Source organism: Streptomyces marispadix, from assembly GCF_022524345.1.
GTDB lineage: Bacteria > Actinomycetota > Actinomycetes > Streptomycetales > Streptomycetaceae > Streptomyces > Streptomyces marispadix.
The window spans coordinates 2,512,240-2,531,571 of the sequence record NZ_JAKWJU010000002.1; the positions used below are offsets into that span (position 1 = coordinate 2,512,240).

Here is a 19,332-nt window from a genome sequence, read left to right on the forward strand (position 1 = left end):
CGCGGAAGCCGCCGTCCGCGTACAGCGGCGCGAAGCGTGAGACGGCTCCCCGCACATACAGCCAGGCCAGCTCGGCCAGGCTCTCCGGGCGGCCTGCCCTTGCGTTCTCCGCCATCAGGCGCTCGGCGCGGGCGAGTTCGCGTTCACGTTCCTCTGCGGAACCGTCCTCGGAGGCGTACTGCCGCTGCTCGGAGACCTCCCCCGACCAGACGTTCGCTGCCTCGCCGTCCCGCAGCCAGTCGCGCAGGGACGTCGTCCACTGCTCGCGGTCGCCCGCCACACACGCCAGGCGGTGCTCGCTGTGCCGCCGCCCCGTGGCCAGCGTCCAGGCGGCGTCGCCGAGGTCGAGATGCGGGTGCCGTTCGGCGTGGTGGAGCATCCGCTCGGCCTGGGCGCGAAGCGCGGTGCGGTCCTGCCCGGAGAGCACCAGCAGCCACTGCCCGCGCTCGCGGTGGCCCGGACCGGCGGTCGCGGGTGCCTCTTCGATGAGGGCGTGCGCGTTGGTGCCCGCGGCGCCGAAGGAGCTGACGCCCGCGCGGCGGGGCCCTTCGGCGGGAGAACTCCACGGCAGCAGCCCGGTGTTGACGTAGAAGGGGCTGCCCGCGAGGTCGATGGCCGGGTTGGGCCGGGTGAAGTGGAGTGACGGCGGGAGCTGTCGGCGGTCGAGCGCCAGCAGCACCTTGAGCACGCCCGCCACTCCGGCGGTGAACTGGGTGTGCCCCACATTGGTCTTGATCGTGCCCAGCGCGCACCCGCCGGTCGGCGCGTCCGCGAACACACCGCGCAGGGCCTCGAATTCGATGGGGTCGCCGAGGGGTGTGCCGGTGCCGTGCGCCTCGATGAGCTGGATGCCGGACGGGTCGACTCCCGCGCGTGCGTACACGTCGCGTATGAGGTGCTCCTGGGCCTCGCCGCTGGGCGCGGTGATGCCGTTGGTGGTGCCGTCCTGGTTGACGCCCGACGCACGGATCACGCCGTAGACGCGGTCGCCGTCGCGCAGCGCGTCGGATAGCCGCTTGAGCACTACGACACCGGCGCCCTCTCCTGGCACGAAGCCGTCGGCCGCCGCGTCGAAGGCGTGGCAGCGTCCGCTGGCCGAGAGCATCCGTGCCCGGCCCGAGTACTGGTAGAGCCGAGGGGTGGCCTGGATGAACACGCCGCCCGCCAGCGCCATCGAGGTCGTACCGAGACGCAGGTCCTGGCAGGCGGTGTGGATGGCGACCAGCGAGCTGGAGCAGGCCGAGTCGACGGACATCGCGGGGCCGTCGAGGTCCAGGAAGTAGGAGATGCGGGAGGCGATGACCGAGGCCATGTTGCCCCACATGGTCTGCGGGGGGCGGTCGTTGCCGATCAGCTCGTGGTAGTCGCCGGGGTAGGCGCCCACATAGACGCCGCAGCCGCGGCCGTCGAGGCGCTCGCCCGCGTATCCGGCGTCCTCCAGGGCGTGCCAGCACTCCTCCAGATAGATGCGCTGCTGCGGGTCGGCGTATGTCGCCTCGTTGCCGGAGACGCCGAAGTACAGGGCGTCGAAGCGGGCGATGTCCTCTACGAAGCTGCCGTGTTCGGTCCGCCCGCCGCTGATCTCCGAAAGGTCCCAGCGGGTCACTTCTCCTACGAGGTCGTCGCCTGCCGCGAGGTGCCGCCACAGCGCCTCGGCGTCCGGGGACTGAGCGAAGCGGGCGGAGACGCCGACGACGGCGATGTCGTCGCCGGCGGGGCTGCCGCTGTCGCCGGTGGGGGTCGCGACGGCGGCGGTGCCGGTCCGGGGAACGGCGGGTACCGGGGGCGAGGCGGTCCCCGCGGCCTCCCGGGATGCGCCGTGCACCCAGTGGCTCCTGCGCTGGAAGGGGTACGTGGGCAGCGGCGTGCGGCGGGCGCCGGTTCCGGCGAACAGCGGCCGGAAGTCGACGGATTCACCGTCGAGGTAGCGCCGCCCGGCGGCCTCCTCCGGCGCGGGGTCCTCCCCCGTACCGACGGTCTGGACGGCGGTGGTGTCGTCGTCGAGCCAGTCGTCGAGCTGAGCGATCAGCTCCTCTCGGGTACGTGCCACGAAGGCCGCACGGTGTGCGAAGTGGGCACGCCCCTCGGCCAGGGTGTGGCTGACGTCGACGAGGACCGCGTCCGGCGTGGCCCGCAGATGGTCCGCCAAGTCGCGGACGCGCTCGCGCAGCGGCGCGGGCTGCGGCGCGGACAGCGGGAAGAGCCGTGGCCGTGGCTGCCCGGAGACCGAGGCTTCCGAAGCATCGGCGAGGTGCGGGCGTTCGGGCCGTGCGGGTGCTTCCTCCACGACCAGGTGGCTGTTGGTGCCGCTGAAGCCGAACGAGCTGAGGGCCGCGGCCCGGCGCCCCTCGGCGTTCGGCTCCCAGGGACGTAGCGAGGTGTTCACGTAGAGGGGTCCGCCTTCCAGCCGGATCGCGGGGTTGCGGTCGTGGTAGTGCAGCGACGGCGGGATCTGCCGGTGGCGCAGCGAGAGGACGATCTTGTGCAGGCCTGCCACGCCCGCCGCGGACGTGGTGTGCCCGAGGTTCGTCTTGATCGAGCCGAGCGCGCAGCCTCCGGGGACGTCGCTGCCCTCGAAGACGCGTTGCAGGGCGTGGCACTCGATCGGGTCGCCGAGCTGTGTGCCGGTGCCGTGCGCCTCGACCATGCCGATCTCGGCCGGGTCGATCCCGAAGTCCTCGTAGACCTGCTTGATCAGCCGTTCCTGCGACAGGGCGCTGGGTGCGGTGATGCCGTTGGTGGCGCCGTCCTGGTTGACGCCTGAGCCACGGATCACGGCGTGAACGTGGTCGCCGTCGCGCAGTGCGTCCGACAGTCGCCGCAGCACCACGACGCCCACGCCCTCGCCCGGTACGAAGCCGTCGGCGGCGGCGTCGAAGGTGTGGCAGCGGCCCGTGGGCGAGAGCATTCCGGCGCGGCTCGCGGAGAGATACGTGGCCGGTGTGGTCTGCACGCTCACGCCCCCGGCGACGGCCATCTCCGTCTCTCCGCTCCACAGGCCCTGGCAGGCCAGATGGACTGCGACGAGGGAGCTGGAGCAGGCCGTGTCGACGGCGATGGCGGGGCCCTGGAGATTGAGGTGGTAGGCGATGCGGGCGGGCACGATCGAGGGGGCGTTGCCCCAGACGGCCTGTGCGGGCGGCGCGTCCTCGAAGTGGTCGGTGTAGTCGCCGCCGGTGCAGCCGACGTAGACGCCGCACCGCATGCCGTCGGACGAGGCTCCGGCGTGGCCGGCGTCCTCCAGGGCCGCCCATGCCTCTTCGAGGAAGAGCCTCTGCTGCGGATCGGTGTAGGCCGCTTCACGGCCCGACAGCTTGAAGAACCGCGCGTCGAACTCGTCGATGCCGTCGAGGAAACTGCCGTGGCGGCAGGTCAGTTCGGCATCGTCGTAGGCCGAGAGGTCCCAGCGGTCGATCGGCTTCACGAGGTCGTCGCCTGCCGACAGGTGGCGCCACAGGGCGTCGAGGTCGTCGGACTCCGCGAAGCGGCCGCTGACGCCGACGATGGCGATCGGTTCGCGGCTGCGGGGGCCGTACGGGCCTGCGGTGAGGATCGCGGTGTCCGCGACGGGGGCCGGTCCCGGCGACGGGTCGGGCTCATGCTGGGGCTCCGGCTCGGTGCGGGGGTCCGGCTCCTGTCCCCGTCCCTCTTCCTTTCCCCGTCCCTGTCCTCGTCCCCGTTCCTCTTCCTGCTCCTGCTCCTGCTCGGACTCCTGCTCGGACTCCTGCTCGGACTCGGGCTCGGGCCCGGGCTCGGGCTCGGGCTCGGGCTCGGACAGCGGAAGAGTCGGCCGGTGGTCCCGCACTATGTGGGCCGCCAGTTCGTCCACGCTCCGGTAGTCGAAGATCACCGTCGTCAGCAGTTCCAGGCCCAGCTCCTGGTTGAGGCGCTGCACGAACCGTGCGCCGACGATCGAGTCGAGCCCCACGTCGGCGAACGCCCCGCCCCGGTCGATGCGTTCGGCCGGGAGCCTCAGGGCGTCCGCCAGCTCCGCCTCGACGACGTCCGCCACGGCGCCGAGGCCCGCGTCGCCGGGCGCCTCCGCCGAGTCGGGTGCCTCGGCCGCGCCGGGCGCGTGAGACGTGTCGGTGGCGTGGGCCGCGTCCGTTACGCAGGCCGTGACCGGTGCGCTCGCGGTGCCGGGTGCCTTCGCCGTGTCCGCCGCGTAAGTCGCCGAGGTCTCCGCCGTGTCGGGCACGCCCGTCGGCGTACGACCCTTCAACGGCCCGCGGGCCAGTCCGTCGCTGTGTGCGACGACGATCTGCTGACCCAGTGCCAGGGCGTCCCGCGCCGGGTCGTCTACGCCGGTGAAGCCCTCCTGCACCAGCACTCGGCGCCAGCTCTCCGGGGAGAGCGCGGGGCTGCCCGGCACCCGCAGCTCCGCGTCGCCGTAGAGCCACCAGCCGTCCAGCAGGCCGAAGGTGAGGTGGTTGACGAGGTAGAAGCCGCTGATCTCGTTGAGCGCCAGCATTCCGCCGCCGCGCAGCAGCGCCTTCGAGTGCCGCAGCGCGGTGCGGACGTCGTCCGTGGCGTGCAGGACGTTGGCCGCGATCACCACGTCGTACGTTCCGGCGTCGAAGCCCTGCGGCTGCGGGGCACGCGACACGTCGAGCACGCGGTACGTCAGATGGTCGCGCTCTGCCCCGAAGGTGTCCTCGGCACGCTGGAGGAAGGCCACGGAGAGGTCGGTGAAGCAGTACTCGGCGACGTCGACGCCCTCGTTCTCCAGCCGTTCGAGCACGGGGCCTGTGGTGCCGCCGGTGCCCGCGCCGATCTCCAGTACGCGAAGCCGCGCCCCGGGGTCCGTCTGCCTGCGGCCCCGCAGGAAGGCGGCCACCTGCCCGGCGAGCACGTCGTTGAAGTGCGAGGCGACCGCGTTGTCCCGGTAGACGCCCTCCACCAGGGAGAACGAGCCCTCGGGGAAGAGCACATCGGTCGCCGGGACCCTGCCGTGCAGGATGTCCGCGAGGGCGGGCAGCGTACGGGCCAGCAGCGCCATGGGGGCCCGCAGGTCGGAGTGGGACGACGCCCAGCGCTCCGCGTTGCGCTCCCACTCCGCCAGGCAGGAGGCGGCGTCGGCCGCGGCCGGGGCGTGGGCGCTCCAGCCGCCGCCGGGCTCGATCAGGCGGTGCTCGCGCAGGGCACGCAGGGTGGCGGCGAGCCAGCCTCCGAACCGCTCGCCGTCGACGGGCACGGGCGCGTTCCGGGCCCCGCCTGGGGACCGCTCCGCCCCCCTGGCCGTCGCCAAGTCCGCGCCCACGCCCGCGCGTTGCGCGCCGAAGCCGTCGGGTTCGGGCCGGTGGAGACCCGCACGGCGCAGTTCGGCCGCGACGACGCGGCAGAGCAGGGCGTCGATCTCACCGGGCACGGGACCGGCGTGGTGCTCCGCGAGTTCGGCGGGCAGCGGCACGAGTGCGGCAGGCGTCACGCGGGCCGGTGCTGCTGCCCCGTCGGCGGAAGCCTCGTTGTAACGCGAAGTCCCGGCGCCGGGAAGGGCGTTGAGCGCCTCCCCGGCGATCACGCCCTCGACGGGCAGCGGCCGTCCGAGCCGCATGAAGCCGATCTGGTCCAGGGGGCCGTCGAGCAGCGACTCCAGTGCCTCCATGGCCGAGGCGGGCTCGATCGGCGCGAGCCCCATGCCCGTCACTCCGCGCAGGACTTCGTCGGTGACGTTGCCCCAGTAACCCCAGTTGACGACCTTCACGGGGCAGCCCAGTGCACGGCCCAACTCGGGTGCGCGGGCGTCCTCCAGGGCGCAGGCCGCCGCGTAGTGCGCCTGGTGGGAGTTGCGGATGAAGCTGACGAGCGAGGAGACCAGAAGAACGAAGTCGAGTCCCCGGCCTGCGAAGACGTCGGCGAAGTGCATGGTCGGGCCGGCCTTGGCGGCGAGGGCCGCCTCCAGCTCGGGCTCGCTCATCTCGGCCAGGAGCGTGTGGCTGAAGACCATCGCCAGATGCACCACGCCGTCGATTCGCCCGTGCCGGCTGGTGACTTGATCCCTTACGCGGGCGAGCGCATCCGGGTCGGTGGCGTCGGCGGACAGATACCGGGGCGCCTGTCCGCCCGTGTCAGCGGCGAGTCGGGCGGCCTTCGCCCTTATCGACTCGTCCTCCGTGCGGCGGCCCACCCACACCACACGTGCGTCATGGCGGCGCAGCAGATGCTCGCTGAGTACGGTGCCGAGGTCGCCGGCGCCGCCGATCAGCACGTAGACGCCGCCCTTGCGGAAACCGGCGTGCGGAGCGGGAGTCGGAGCCTGCGGTGTCTGCGGTGTCTGCGGTGTCTCCGACGCCTGCGGGGCCTGCGACGCCTGCGGTGCCGCGTCCATGAGGGCGGGCCGTGGGCCGTCCACCGGCAGCAGCCTCCGGCACAGCCACTGGCCGCCCCGGCGGGCGAGGGGGTGCGCGCGACGGTCGGCGGGCAGCGCGAAGACCTCTTCGGGTAGGAAGGGCTCGCCGTCGGTCAGGTCAACCGCGCGGATACGCCAGTACGGCTGCTCCTTGGCGAGGCCGCCGAGCAGACCGTGCAGTGCGGCCTGTGCCGGGTCGGCTCCGCCGGTACGGTCCGGGTCGAACGCGTCGTGCGTCAGCAGGGTCACGCCGAACTGCCGCCCGTCCGCGCCGTGTTCGCGGTCCGCGCGGTGAGCGCCGGGCGTGCCGTGCTCGCCGTCCGAGTGCAGCGCCTTGAGCAGTCGGAACAGGGCGCGTACGACGGTGCGTTGGGCCTGGATGTGCTGCCGCGTACCGTGAGCTGCGGGCGTCGGGAACCGCATGACGACGTGGTCGACCGGGCCCACTGCTGCCAGCTCCCGGCGGAGTTCCGGCATGGAGAGGCCGCCGATGCCGTTCGTGTCCGGCTCCCCTGGCGTCTCCACGCCGTACCCGCAGGCGGCGAGGGCGGCGCGGGCGCCGGGCTCCAGGCCGACCGTGAGGACTCGCCCGCCCGTGGCCGGGAAGGGGGCTGCGCTCAGCCGTCCGACCGGCTCCCAGACCGGATGCAACATGACGTCCCCGGCGGGCAGTTCACGCGGCTGCGACTCCTGGGACGTACCTGCGGAGTCCCCGCTCACCGCCCGGTCCCGGGACGGGAGCGGCGCCGGGGGCACCTCCCCTGGCGCGGACACGCCCCCGGCGACGGCCTCGCTCCCGGCCTCCGCCAGGCCGTCGTCCCACCAGTACCTCTCCCTTGCGAACGGGTAGCCCGGCAGGCCGACCTTGCGCGGCCGTGGCCCTTCGTAGCCACGCGCCCAGTCCACATCGAGGCCGTCGACCCATGCCTCGGCGAGCGGCGCCAGCTTCCCGCGCCGCATCCAGCGCACGACCGTCTCCTTAAACTCCTCGTCGTCCGCGAGGTCTTGGGCCAGTCCGCCCGGCGCGCCGCCGGTCCGCGTACGGGCTCCCCGCGGAAGGTCGCCGCCACGCGCGCAGGCGTCGAGAGCGTCGACGAGGGCGGACAGGCCGCTCACCACGACGGCGAACCGGGCACTCATCGCCTCACGCCCGACCTGGAGCGTGTAGGCGATGTCCGGCAGGTCGGCGTCGTTCCACTCACCGGAGCGCAGCGCGTCCCGCAGACGCCCGGCGTACTCCCGCAGCCGCTCACCGTCCCGCGCGGAGAGCACCACGACGACTGGTCCGCAGGCGCCGGCGCGCGGTTCCGGCCCGGACGGCGGCACGTACTCCTCGACCAGCAGATGAGCGTTGGAACCGCCCGCACCGAACGCGGAGATGCCGCCGAGGCGTGGCCGCTCCCCACGGCGCGGCCAGGGCGCCGCCTCCCGCTGGAGCACGAACGGGCCTGCGCCGAAGTCGATTTCGGGGTTGGTGCGTTCGGCGTGCAGCGTCGGTACGAACGTGCCGTGCCGCATCTGGAGCAGCATCTTCGCCAGTCCCGCGACTCCTGCCGCCGACTCCAGATGGCCGACGTTGGACTTGGCGGAGCCGAGGGAGCAGAAGTCGCGGTCGCCGGTGAACTCGCCGAAGGCGGCGCTCAGTCCGGCGATCTCGATGGGGTCGCCCAGCGCGGTGCCCGTGCCGTGCGCCTCGATGCAGCCGATGTCGCGCGGGTCGACGCCGGACCTGCGCCACGCGCCCCGGATCACGGCCGCCTGGGCGAGGGGATTGGGGACGGTGAAGCCGTGAGTGTGCCCGCCGTGGTTGACGGCGCTGCCGCGGATCACGCCGAGTACGCGGTCGCCGTCGGCGACGGCGTCGGCGAGCGGGCGCAGCAGGACTGCTCCGACTCCCTCTCCGGGCACATAGCCGTCGCCGCCCTCCCCGAAGCTGCGGCAGCGTCCGTCGGAGGAGGCGAACTGCCCCTCGCCGATCATCAGATACTTGCCCGGGTGCAGCGACAGGTTCACGCCTCCCGCCACGGCGGAGGCGCACTCGCCGCGCCGGATGGCGGCACAGGCGAGGTGTACGGCGGTGAGCGCCGAGGCGCACATCGTGTCCACGGCGACGCTCGGCCCGGAGGCGTCGAGGAAGTACGAGAGACGGTTGGCGATGGAGGCGAGACTGCCGGGCACCACGACGGGTTCGCCTCGTACGCCCTGCTCCGCGCCGTAGAGCTGGTACTCGGTGTACATCGCGCCCACGAACACCCCGATGTCGCCTGCGTCTTCGGGAAGGCGGGCTCGTGAGGCGGCACGCAGCGAGGCCCTTGTGTGGCCCGCGTCCTCCAGAGCCGTCCAGGCGCACTGGAGGAACAGCCGCTCCTGCGGGTCCATGGTGGAGGCCGCCTTCGGCGAGATGCCGAAGAAGAGCGGGTCGAACTCGTCGACGCCGTCGAGGAATCCGCCCCACTTGCTGTACGTCTTCCCGGGCACGCCGCGCCGCTCGTCGTAGTAACGGCCGTGGTCCCAGCGGTCGCGGGGGATCTCGGTGACGCTGTCGCGCCCCGCGAGCAGGTTCTCCCAGAAGGCGTCCAGGTCAGGGGCGCCTGGGTAGCGCCCGGCCATGCCGACCACGGCTATGGGGGTGTCCGTGCCGTTGTCGTACGCCGGTGCGGCAGGTGCGCCATGGGGCTGCGGCGCGACAGGCCGCGAGTTGGGCTGCGCGGCGGTGAACTCCTCGGCGGAGAGCGCGGGTTGGGCGGCCTCCGGCTCGACGCGCTCGCGCTCGGCGTGCTCCGGCCCGGTACGCGTCGGCTCCGTGCTCGTGGGCTCCGTGCTCGTCGGCTGGGCGGGCACGGGCTCCGTGCTCGTCGGCTGGGCGGTCACGGGCTGCGTACTCGTCGGCTCCGTACCTGTCTCCGTGCCGGTCGCGCCGACCAGTGCGGCGAGTGCGTCCGGCTGTGTGCGGAGGAAGTGCTCCACGAGGCCGTCCACCGTGCGTACTTCGAAGAAGAGGGTGCTGCCGACACCGTCGAGGACCTTGCGTACGGCGTCGGTGAGCTGGACGACGAGGATCGAGTCGATGCCGTAGCGCTCGAAGGGCACGTCGGCCCGGATGTCGCCGACGGGCAGTTGCAGCACGTCCGCCACGAGCCCCCGGAAGAGGTCGCGGGCCGGTCCCGTCACTCGTGATGCCAGGTCCGCACCGCCGGACGGGACGGAGACCTCGGCGCTCCCGGACGCAACGGGAGCCTCGACCGCCCCCGCGGCCCCCGCAGTCGAGGCGGCCGGGCCGCTCGCCGCGGCGACCCCCGCCTCCGGCAGGACCCCACGGAACGCGGACTCGCCACCGGGCCTCGGCTGCCGCACGGCCCCGTCGCTCTCCGCCACGATCACCTGCTGGCCGAGGTCGTCGGCGCCCTCGGCGGCGACGAACGCACCCCGGAAGCCCACCTCTTCCAGCACTCGGCACCAGTCCCCCGGTGCCAGTCCGGGCGATCCCGCGATGCGCGGCGCCGGGTCGTCGTAGAGCCACCAGCCGTCGAGGAGGCCGAAGGTGAGGTGGCTGAAGAGGATGTTGTCGCTCAGCTCGTTCAGCAGCAGCAGTCCGTTCGTACGGGCCGCGGCCTTCGCGTTGCGCAGGGTGTTGCGGATGTTGCCGGTCGCGTGCAGCACGTTGGTGGCGATCACGACGTCGTGCTCGCCGACGGCGACCGGCTGTCCGTCGAGCGGCTTCTCCGCGTCGAAGAGCTGTCCGTCGAGATACGGGGCGATCTGCCCGTACTCGCGCCGTGCGTGCAGCAGGAACGCCTTGGAGATGTCGGTGTAGGTGTACTTCTCGATGTGCCGGGCCAGCGGCCGCAGACGCCGGAACACCACGGAGCTGGTGCCACCGGTCCCGGCGCCGATCTCCAGGATGCGCAGCCGCGCGGACGGCTCCCGCCGCAGCCGGTGTTCCAGATAGGAGACGAGGGTGTCGGCGAGTACGTCGTTGAAGTAGTCGGCGACCGGATTGTTCTTGTAGACGGCCTCCACCAGTCGCAGCGAGGCGTTGGGGAACATCACGTCCGTGGCGGGGCGGCGGCCGGTGAGGATGCCGGTCAGCTCCCGCAGCGTCGTGTCGACCAGGACGGCCTGTGCGTGCTTGGCCTCGTCGGCGAGCCAGCGGTCCCGTTCCCGGTCCCAGTCGGCCCATGCTTCCCCGGTGTCGACGGGCCGGGGGTCGACGGCCGCGTACCGGATGCGGTCCGGGTCCTCCTCGTCCCCTTCACGGCGCAGACATCCGGCGCCGGTCAGCACGTCCAGGGTGTGTTCCGTCCAGCGCCGGTAGCGCTCCTCGATGCCGCCGACCGCACGCCATTCGGCGGCGGTGGCCGCGCGCCCGTCGCGGAAGAGGCCCAGCGACGCCAGCAGCGCCCAGGTGATGCGTACGAGGGCGTCGTGCATCACGCCCGCGTGGCCGTCGGCACGCTCCCGCAGCCGCTCGATCTCCGCGCGCCGGTCGGGGCGGCCCTCCCGCAGGGGGGCGGCCAGCGAGGGCGCGGCGGCCGGAAGGTGCCTCAGCTCGTCGTCGCCGTAAATGCCGTCGATGCTGCGGCTGTTCGCCGCCTTGAGCAGTGCGAGCTGCCGGTACGGGGAGGCCAGCAGAGCCTCGAAGGCGGCCATGCCCTCTTCGGGTTCGATGGAGCCCAGGCCGAGTTGTGCCATGCGCTGCCGGTAGCCGTCGGCGGTGACGATGCCGACGCCCGCCCAGTAGCCCCAGCTCATGACCTTCACGGGGCAGTCGAGCGCGGTGGAGAGCTGCTCGGCCCACGCGTCGGAAAAGGTGCAGCCCGCCGCGTAGTTGGCCTGTCCGGGCGCCTTGAAGAACGCCTGCATCGAGGAGAAGAACGCGACGAACTCCAGGGGCTGCCCCGCGAAGGCCGCCGCCATGTTGACCGACACCTCGGCCTTGGCCTCGTAGGTGGTGCGGAACCCTTCCTCGTCCATCCTGGCGAGACTCTGGTCACCGAGGACGATCGCGGTGTGCAGCACGCCTCGCACGGGCCCGAAGCGCCGCGCGATCTCCTCGACGGCACGCGAGAGCGCCTGCCGGTCGGTCGCGTCCGCCTGTATGTACTCCGGGCGCGAGCCGTAGCGGGCGAGAGCGTCCTGACGTGAGGCGATCGCGGCGTCGTGGGCGCGGCGGCCGATCCACACCACCCGTGCGCCGTGACGGCGCATCATGTGCTCTGTCCATACGGTGCCGATGCCGCCGGCGCCGCCTACGGCCACGACGACGCCGCCCGGCTCGCGCAGCGCGGCCGGTGCGGGCCCGGCCTGCGAAGCCGACTCCGCGTCGGGGACGGTCACTTCGAGCAGCCGCTGCCGGTACCACTCGCCGTGGCGCCGGGCCAGCGCCTCACCGCGCGGGTCCGCGGGCAGCGTGAGCAGGCCGGCCCACGGGGCGGGGGCGTCCCGTTCGATGTCGGCGGCCCTCACCCGCCAGTGCGGGTACTCCTTGGCGAGCGTGCCGAGCAGCCCGTGCACCCCGGCGTGTGACGCGTCGCAGTCCGTGTCGCCGGGCAGCAGCCGGGCCTGGCGGGTGACGGCGGTGAAGCCCAGCTCCCTGGCGTCCGCGCCGTCCGCGAGCAGCGCCTTGACGAGGCGGAAGACCGCGAGGGCGCCCGAAGTACGGCTGTGCTGAGGGGAGTCGAGCCCGGGAGCGACCGCAGGGGCAGCCTCTTCGTTGGGAGCGGCGGGTTCGGCGGGATCGGCGGGATCGGCGGGCGCGAGCCAGAAGACATGATCGACGCCGGAAGGCAGCAGCTCGGCAAGCCGCTCCGCCGAGGCGTCACGGGTCGCGGCGTCATCGAGGACGGTGGCGTCCGCGAAGTGGCGGCGCAGACCGTCCCGTTCGTCCTGGGTGCCGCCGAGCAGCACGACGCGTGACCCGGGCGCCGGCCAGCGGGGCGACGGGGCGTGCGGCAGCGCGTCCCAGACCGGTGCGAGAAGCTGCGCGCGGGGAGCGTCGCCCCGGTCGGTACGGGCCCCGGCGGAGGGAGATGTCCCGGCATCGGCATCGGCACGGGCACCGGTAGCGGCCCGGCGTGAGGCGTAGCCGCGCAGGCTTACGCACAGCCGTCCCTCGTCGTCGTAGAGGTCGATGTCGGCCTTGGTGACGTTGCTCCCCGCATCGGGTGCGTAACCGTCCGACCAGCGCAGATGGGCCCACATGTGCTCGGTGGTGGGGGCGAGGACGTCCGCGGCGTCCAGCGCGAACGGCAGGGCGGGGGCGTCCGGGCGTTCGCTGAGGGCGCCGGTGGCGTCTCCGTAGAGTCCGACGACGGCCTGGATGGCGCTGTCGAGCATCGCCGGGTGCAGACCGAACGCACCGGTCTCCGCCGCCTCGGGCAGCACCAGCCGTGCCAGTACCTCACCGTCGCCTATCGACAGGTCCTCGATCGCGCGCAGCCGCTCGCCGTGCCGGATACCGACGGCCTCCAGCGCCTCCCGGCACTGCCGGCGCGTCAGCGTCCGCCGTGTGCAGCGGTTCCGCAGGGCCTCAAGTGACGTGGCTACGGGGGGAGTTGTGGAGGTCGTCCAGCGTCCCCGCGCATGTACGGACGTGCCGTCGCGTCGTATGGAGAAGGCGTCGCCGTCGAGGTCGACGCTGAGTTCCGCGCCGTCCCGGCCTACGGGGAAGGGCGTGGGCCAGACGATGTCACGCAGTCCCACGGGGACGTGGGCAGATCCCGAGGCCGCGCTATGGGCAGTGCCGGTGGTGACGTCGGTGCCGATTGCGTTCTCGCCGGTGATCGCGCGTCGCACCGTCTCCAGCGTCAGCACGCCGGGCAGCACCGCACGGCCGCCGACATGGTGGTCGGCGAGGAAGAACTCCTCGCCCGTGAGCCGTTCGCGATACGCGGTGCGGGGCCCGCCGGGCTGTGAATCGAGGCGGGGCCGTGGACCGGCACCGGGCTGCGAACCGGCGCTGCGCGAGCCCGAGTCGGGGGCGTCGGCCCAGTAGCGCTGCCGCTCGAAGGGATACGTGGGAAGGGACACCTGACGGCGCGCCGCGGGCGGGAAGCTCTCGGCGAACGGGCCGTCGGCACCGCGCACATAGGCCGCGGCCAGCTCGGCGGGCGCGACGCCGCGAACCTCACCGAACGCGGGGGAGCCGCTGCCCGCCACACCTTGCAGCACCGCGTGGTCGGCCTCGCCGGCGACGACGGCGACGGGGGACGCCGTGCCGGACGGGCCAGTGGTGACGGTGGGGACAGCCGTGCCGGAGCCGGTGCCGGAGCCGGAGTCGACGGCCGTGTCGGCGAGCCAGGCGTCCAGATGGGAGGCGAGTTCGGGCAGGCCGTCGGCGACGACGGCCAGCCGGTGTGCGAAGTGAACGCGCCCGGCGGCGAGGCTGTAGGCCACCGCCCCTGCGGGCAGGTCCGGCTCGCGTTCGATCCTCGCCAGCAGGCGCCGGGCGACCGCCCGTAGCGCCGCCGGTGTCCGGGCCGACAGCAGGAACGCGAACTCGCCGCCCGGCTCCATGCCCGCCGGGGCCGAACGGTGCTCCTCCAGCACCACATGTGCGTTGGTGCCGCTGGCACCGAAGGAGCTGACGGCCGCCCTGCGCGGTCCTTCGGCGGGCGCCGGCCAGGACTGTGCGGTGGTGGTGACGGTGAAGGGGCTGCCGTCCAGCGCCACCCGCTCGTTGGCCTCGGCGAAGTGCAGCGACGGCGGTATGCGCCGGTGCTCCAGCGCCAGCAGTGCCTTCACGACACCGGCGATGCCCGCGGCGAACTGGGTGTGCCCCAGGTTGGTCTTCACCGAACCCAGTACCACGCTGCCGGCCGGTGCGTCCGCGAACACCCGGCTGAGAGCGCGGAATTCGATCGGGTCGCCGAGCTGCGTCCCGGTGCCGTGCGCCTCGACGAGCTGCACCCCGCCGGGGGCGATCCCGGCGTGCACCTCGCGCAGCAGCGCCTCCTGCGAGGCGGCGCTGGGTGCGGTGATGCCGTTGGTGGTGCCGTCCTGGTTGATGCCGGTGCCGCGGACGACTCCGTAGACGTGGTCGCCGTCGCGCAGCGCCTCGGAGAGCCGCTTCAGCACTACGGCGCCCGCGCCCTCACCGGGCACGAAGCCGTCTGCGCGGGAGTCGAAGCTGTGGCAGCGGCCGGTGGCCGAGAGCATCCCGGCGCGGCTCGCGGCCTCGTAGAGCCGAGGCGTGGTCTGGAGGAAGACGCCTCCCGCGAGGGCCATGTCGGCGGCGCCCGTGAGCAGGTCGCGGCAGGCCAGATGGAGGGAGACCAGTGAGCTGGAGCAGGAGGTGTCGGTGGTGAGGGCGGGGCCCTTCAGGTCGAGCTGGTAGGCGATGCGGGACGCCACGACCGAGCCCATGGTGCCCCACAGTGCCTGGGCGGGTGCGCGGTCGCCGAGGCTGTCGTAGTAGTCGCCCGCGTAACAGCCCACGTATACGCCGCAGTTGCGGTTGCTCAGCCGCTCGCCCGTATAACCGGCGTCCTCAAGTGCGTTCCAGCACTGCTCCAGGAACACCCGCTGCTGCGGGTCCATATGGGCGGCCTCGACGCCGGAGATGGCGAAGAAGACGGGGTCGAAGCGGTCCATGTCGTGTACGAAGCTGCCGTGGCGGCATGTGACCTCGTCGCCCAACTCCCAGCGTGTGACGGGCTCGACGAGGTCGTCGCCCGCCAGCAGGCGGTCCCACAGGGCGCGCGGGTCCTCGGCGTCGGCATAGCGTGCGGCCATGCCGACGACGGCGACGGCGTCGTCCGCCGGGGGCGAAGCGGGAGCCGGGGCCGGGGCCGGAGTCCGGGCCGCGACCGGGGCCGCGACCGGGGCCGCGACCGGGGCCTGCCGCGGTGCGGTACGGGTCTGCGTGGACGGAGGCTGCGGCACGGCGCGGGCGCCGACGGCGTCCGCGCAGGTCTCGGCGTACGTCTCGACGAGGAACGTCCGCAGCCGCTCTGCGGTGCCGTGGTCGAAGAGGTCGGTGGTCTCCAGGCCGCCGCCCGGCGCGGTGTCCAACTCCAGTGCGCTGTTGAGGGTGTTGACGAGATGGACGCCGAGGATGGAGTCCAGGCCGTAGTCCGCGAAGGGGCGGCGCGGGTCGATCTCCTCGGGCGGCATCTGAAGGGCCTCGCCGAGCGCGCCACGCAGTACCCGCTCGACGTGGGCGGCGGTCTCCTGCGGCGTCGCGGCCCGGACCTGGACGCCACCGGCCGCCTCCGGAGAGGGAGCACCCGGCGAAGTCGCCTCCGGCGAGGGCGCGTTCACGACGCTACGAACGTGCCCCGCGGCCGCCGTACCCGTGCCCGCGTCCGCGCCCGTGAGCGCATCCGCGTCCGTGCCCGCGTCCGTGCCAGTGTCCGTGCCAGTGTCCGCTGTGGCGTCCGCCCGAAGGTCCACCGGGCCGGGCCAGAACTCCCGCCCGGCGAACGGGTACTGGGGCAGATGCACCCGTGCGGGCATCCGTCCCCCGGCGTACAGACGGCTCCAGTCCAGCGGCATTCCCTTTGCCCAGAACGCGGCCAGCTCCGCCCAGTCGCCACGGGCGATCCAACCGGCGACGAGCGCCTGGAGTCCGTCCTTCGCGGCCAGTGCGGCCAGTGCCTCTCCGGTCGCCCGCACCCGGCCCCGGTGCCATGGCCCTTCGCCGTCGGGTGCGGCGAGGAAGGCACGTAGCTGATCGAGCCAGGCCGCGGGTGTCTTCGCCACACAGCACAGTCGCTCGTCCATGGCCTCACGGCCCGTCTGGAGCGTCGCCGCGACCGATGTCAGATCGACAGCGGCGGTGTCGCGGGAGTCGAGCCACTGCGCCAACTGTTCGGCGCGGGCCCGCAGATCCTCCGGCGTCCTGGCGGACAGCGGCAGCAGCACGGGGCGCTCCGGCGCGTCCAAGGCCCGGGCCGGTGCGTTGGCCGGTGCGGTGTCTCCGGAAGCCGCGCCCTCGTACTCGGCGACGATCACATGGGCGTTCGCACCGCCCGCGCCGAACGACGACAGGCCCGCGATACGGGGAGTGTCCCGTCCGGGCCGCTCCCATGGCGCCGCCGATGTCTGGAGCGCGAAGGGCACGGAGCCGAAGTCGATGTCGGGGTTGGGGGTTTCCGCGTGCAGCGTCGGCGCCAGCTCGCCGTGCCGTAGCTGAAGCACGACCTTCGTGAGGCCCGCGATGCCCGCGGCGGCCTCCAGATGTCCGATGTTGGACTTCACCGAACTGAGCGCGCACGGCGGCGACTTCTCCGCCCGGTCCGCGAACGCCTGCGTGAGGCCGTCGATCTCTACGGGGTCGCCCAGCGCGGTGCCCGTGCCGTGCGCCTCGATGCAGGAGACGTCGGAGGCGGACAGGCCCGCGCGGTCCAGCGCCTCGCGTATCAGCTCCGCCTGTGCGCGCGGATTGGGCACGGTGTAGCCGTTGGTGCGTCCGCCGTGGTTGACGGCCGAGCCGAGGATCACGGCGTGCACGGGGTCGCCGTCGGCTTCCGCCCTCGACAGGGGCTTCAGCAGCACCGTGCCCACGCCCTCGCCCGGTACGAAGCCGTCGCCGCCCGCGCCGAAGCTGCGGCAGCGGCCTCCGTCGGCGAGCATCCGCGAACGGCACAGCTCCACATAGTTCGACGGGTGCAGATAGAGGTTGACGCCGCCCGCGATGGCCAGTTCGCACGCGCCGTGCCGCAGGTGCTCACACGCCTCGTGGACGGCCGTCAGGGACGCCGAGCACATGGTGTCGACGGGCATGCTGGGGCCACGCAGATCGAGCAGGTAGGAGACGCGGTTGGCCAGCGAGCCGAACGAGGTGCGGGGTGAGGCGGGCGGCGCACCGTCCGCCGCACGCTGCCCGTGCGAGTGCCGGTGCCGGTCGAAGCCGGTCTTGGTGATCCCGGCGAACACCCCTACGCGGGAGCCGTGTTGCTCGGCGAGGCGCCGCCGCGTGTAGCCCGCGTCCTCCAGCACGGACCACGCGCTCTCGACGAACAGCCGCTCCTGCGGGTCCATGTCGGCGGCCTCACGCGGGGCGACCCCGAAGAACAGCGCGTCGAACCGTGCGAACCCGTCCAGGAACGCGCCCCACTTGCTGTAACTCGCGCCCTCCCGCACCGCACGCTCCACGTCCGGCTCGAAGAAGCCGTCCAGGGACCAGCGTTCGGCGGGGATCTCCGTGACGCTGTCCCGGCCCGTACGCAGGTTCTCCCAGAAGGCGTCGAGGGTGGTGGCGTCGGGGTAGCGGCCGTGCAGACCGATGACGGCGATGGGCTCGTCGGCGTCGTGGGTGCGGCGTGCGGGCGCCCTGCGCGGTACGCGAGGCGGCGTCGTTGCCCGGGGCTTGCGTTCGGCGTCGGAACGCTGCCGTGCCGGTGCCGACGCGGCAGGTGGCGCCGATGCGGACGAGGCTTCGGCGAGCCAGCGGCGGCAGCCCTGCGGGTCGTGGTCGGCAAGGTGCCCGGCCAGGTCGTGGAGCGTCGGGTACTGGTACAGCAGCGTCTTGGGCAGCGCCCCGAACCAGCGGGCGAAGCGCCGGTTGAGCCGGGTGACGGCGAGCGAGTCGATGCCGAAGCCGTCCAGCGGCGCGGCGGCGTCCAGCTCGGCCGCCTCCAGCCGCACGGTCTCGGCGACGAGCTGCTTCAGCAGGGGCAGCACGCGGGCACGCAGCTCCCCGGCAGGGGTCTCGGCGGCACCCTGCGGCCCGACGGGCGGTTCCACAGCGGCAGTTCCCTCTTCTTTCCCGCCGTCGCCGCGGGACCCGGGTGCGTCTGCGTCGTCCGCGTCCCTCACCAGGACATGCGATGTGCCGAGGGCGAGCGCGCCGTGCAGTGCCGTGAGCGCCGTGTCCGTCGTCAGCGGGCGGCCGAACCGCTCGGTGACCGAGGGCAGTTCCTCGTCCGGCACGGTCATCCCGCCGTCCCGCCACAGCGGCCAGCCGACGGACAGGCTCACGCCGTGGCGCTCGCCCGCGTCGGTCAGCGCGGCGCGACGGGTCTGATAGGCGTCGAGGAAGCCGTTGGCGGCGGCGTAACCGGCCTGACCGGGGTTGCCCAGCGCCCCGGCGCCGGAGGAGAAGGCCACCAGGAAGTCCAGCGGCAGATCGCGTGTGGCCTCGTCGAGGTTGACCAGACCGGCCGTCTTCGGTGCCAGTACGCGCTGTGTGTCCTGGTGGGAGGCGCGGATCACGTAGTCGTCGTGAAGCAGCCCCGCCGCGTGCACGACTCCGTCGAGCCTGCCGTGGGTGCGTACGACGCCGTCGACGAGCGCGGCCACCGCCGCCGGGTCGGCGACGTCGACGCGGCGGTACTCGTACTCGCCGTCCCGCCGCGCCGCCCCCGTCTTCTCCCCCGGTGCGCTACGTCCGCATACGACGGTCACGGCGCCGGGTGCGTGCCTGCGTACGTCGGCGGCGAGCAGCCGTCCCAGACCACCTGCGCCGCCGCTGATCAGATAGACGCCGCCGGGCCGCCACACGGGCGCGGGCCCCTGCGCGGGTTCGGCGGCGGTCCAGTGCCGCACCTGCCGCCGGGTGCCGCTGCGCCGCACATGGTCCGCCCGCTCCGCCGCCTCCTCGTCCAGAACGCGGGCCAGCTCCGAACCGCCGGGCAGTTCGTCGAACTCGACGAGCTGGCCGTGGAGTCGAGGCTCCTCCTGCGCGGCGGTACGCAGCATGCCGAGCAGGCCCGCATAGCCGTACGGCGTGGCCTCACGGCAGACGAGCTGCACGCGGCACGGCCCCGCCGACGGGCGGCCCATCAGCCGCTGTAGTTCGGCGAGCAGCCGGGTCGCCGCGTGCTCATAGGCCACGGCGGGCCCGTCGTCCCGGCTCTCTACGCGGGCGACGGAGAGGTGGGGTGAGCGGCGGCGAAGTTCGGCCAGGTCCGCGTCCGCGACGTCGCAGAGGACGGCCAGCCGCCTGACCCCCGCCGGTGCTGCCTGCCCGCGCGCGGGCTCGTCTCGCCACGCGGGCACACGCAGGATGTTTCGACTCACTGTGGGATCCGTTCCTGGTC

General features: G+C 73.2%; 1 protein-coding gene (only partly in view). It reads right to left on the reverse strand.

The window, feature by feature from the left end; translation table 11 throughout:
• Nucleotides 1-19,312: the 5' portion of an SDR family NAD(P)-dependent oxidoreductase gene (locus tag MMA15_RS10585; RefSeq protein WP_241058854.1), read on the reverse strand. The gene continues 6,206 nt to the left of window position 1, outside the view; only the first 19,312 of its 25,518 coding nucleotides appear in the window; the start codon lies at nucleotides 19,310-19,312; its stop codon lies beyond the left edge, outside the window.
• Nucleotides 19,313-19,332: the final 20 nt, after the last annotated feature.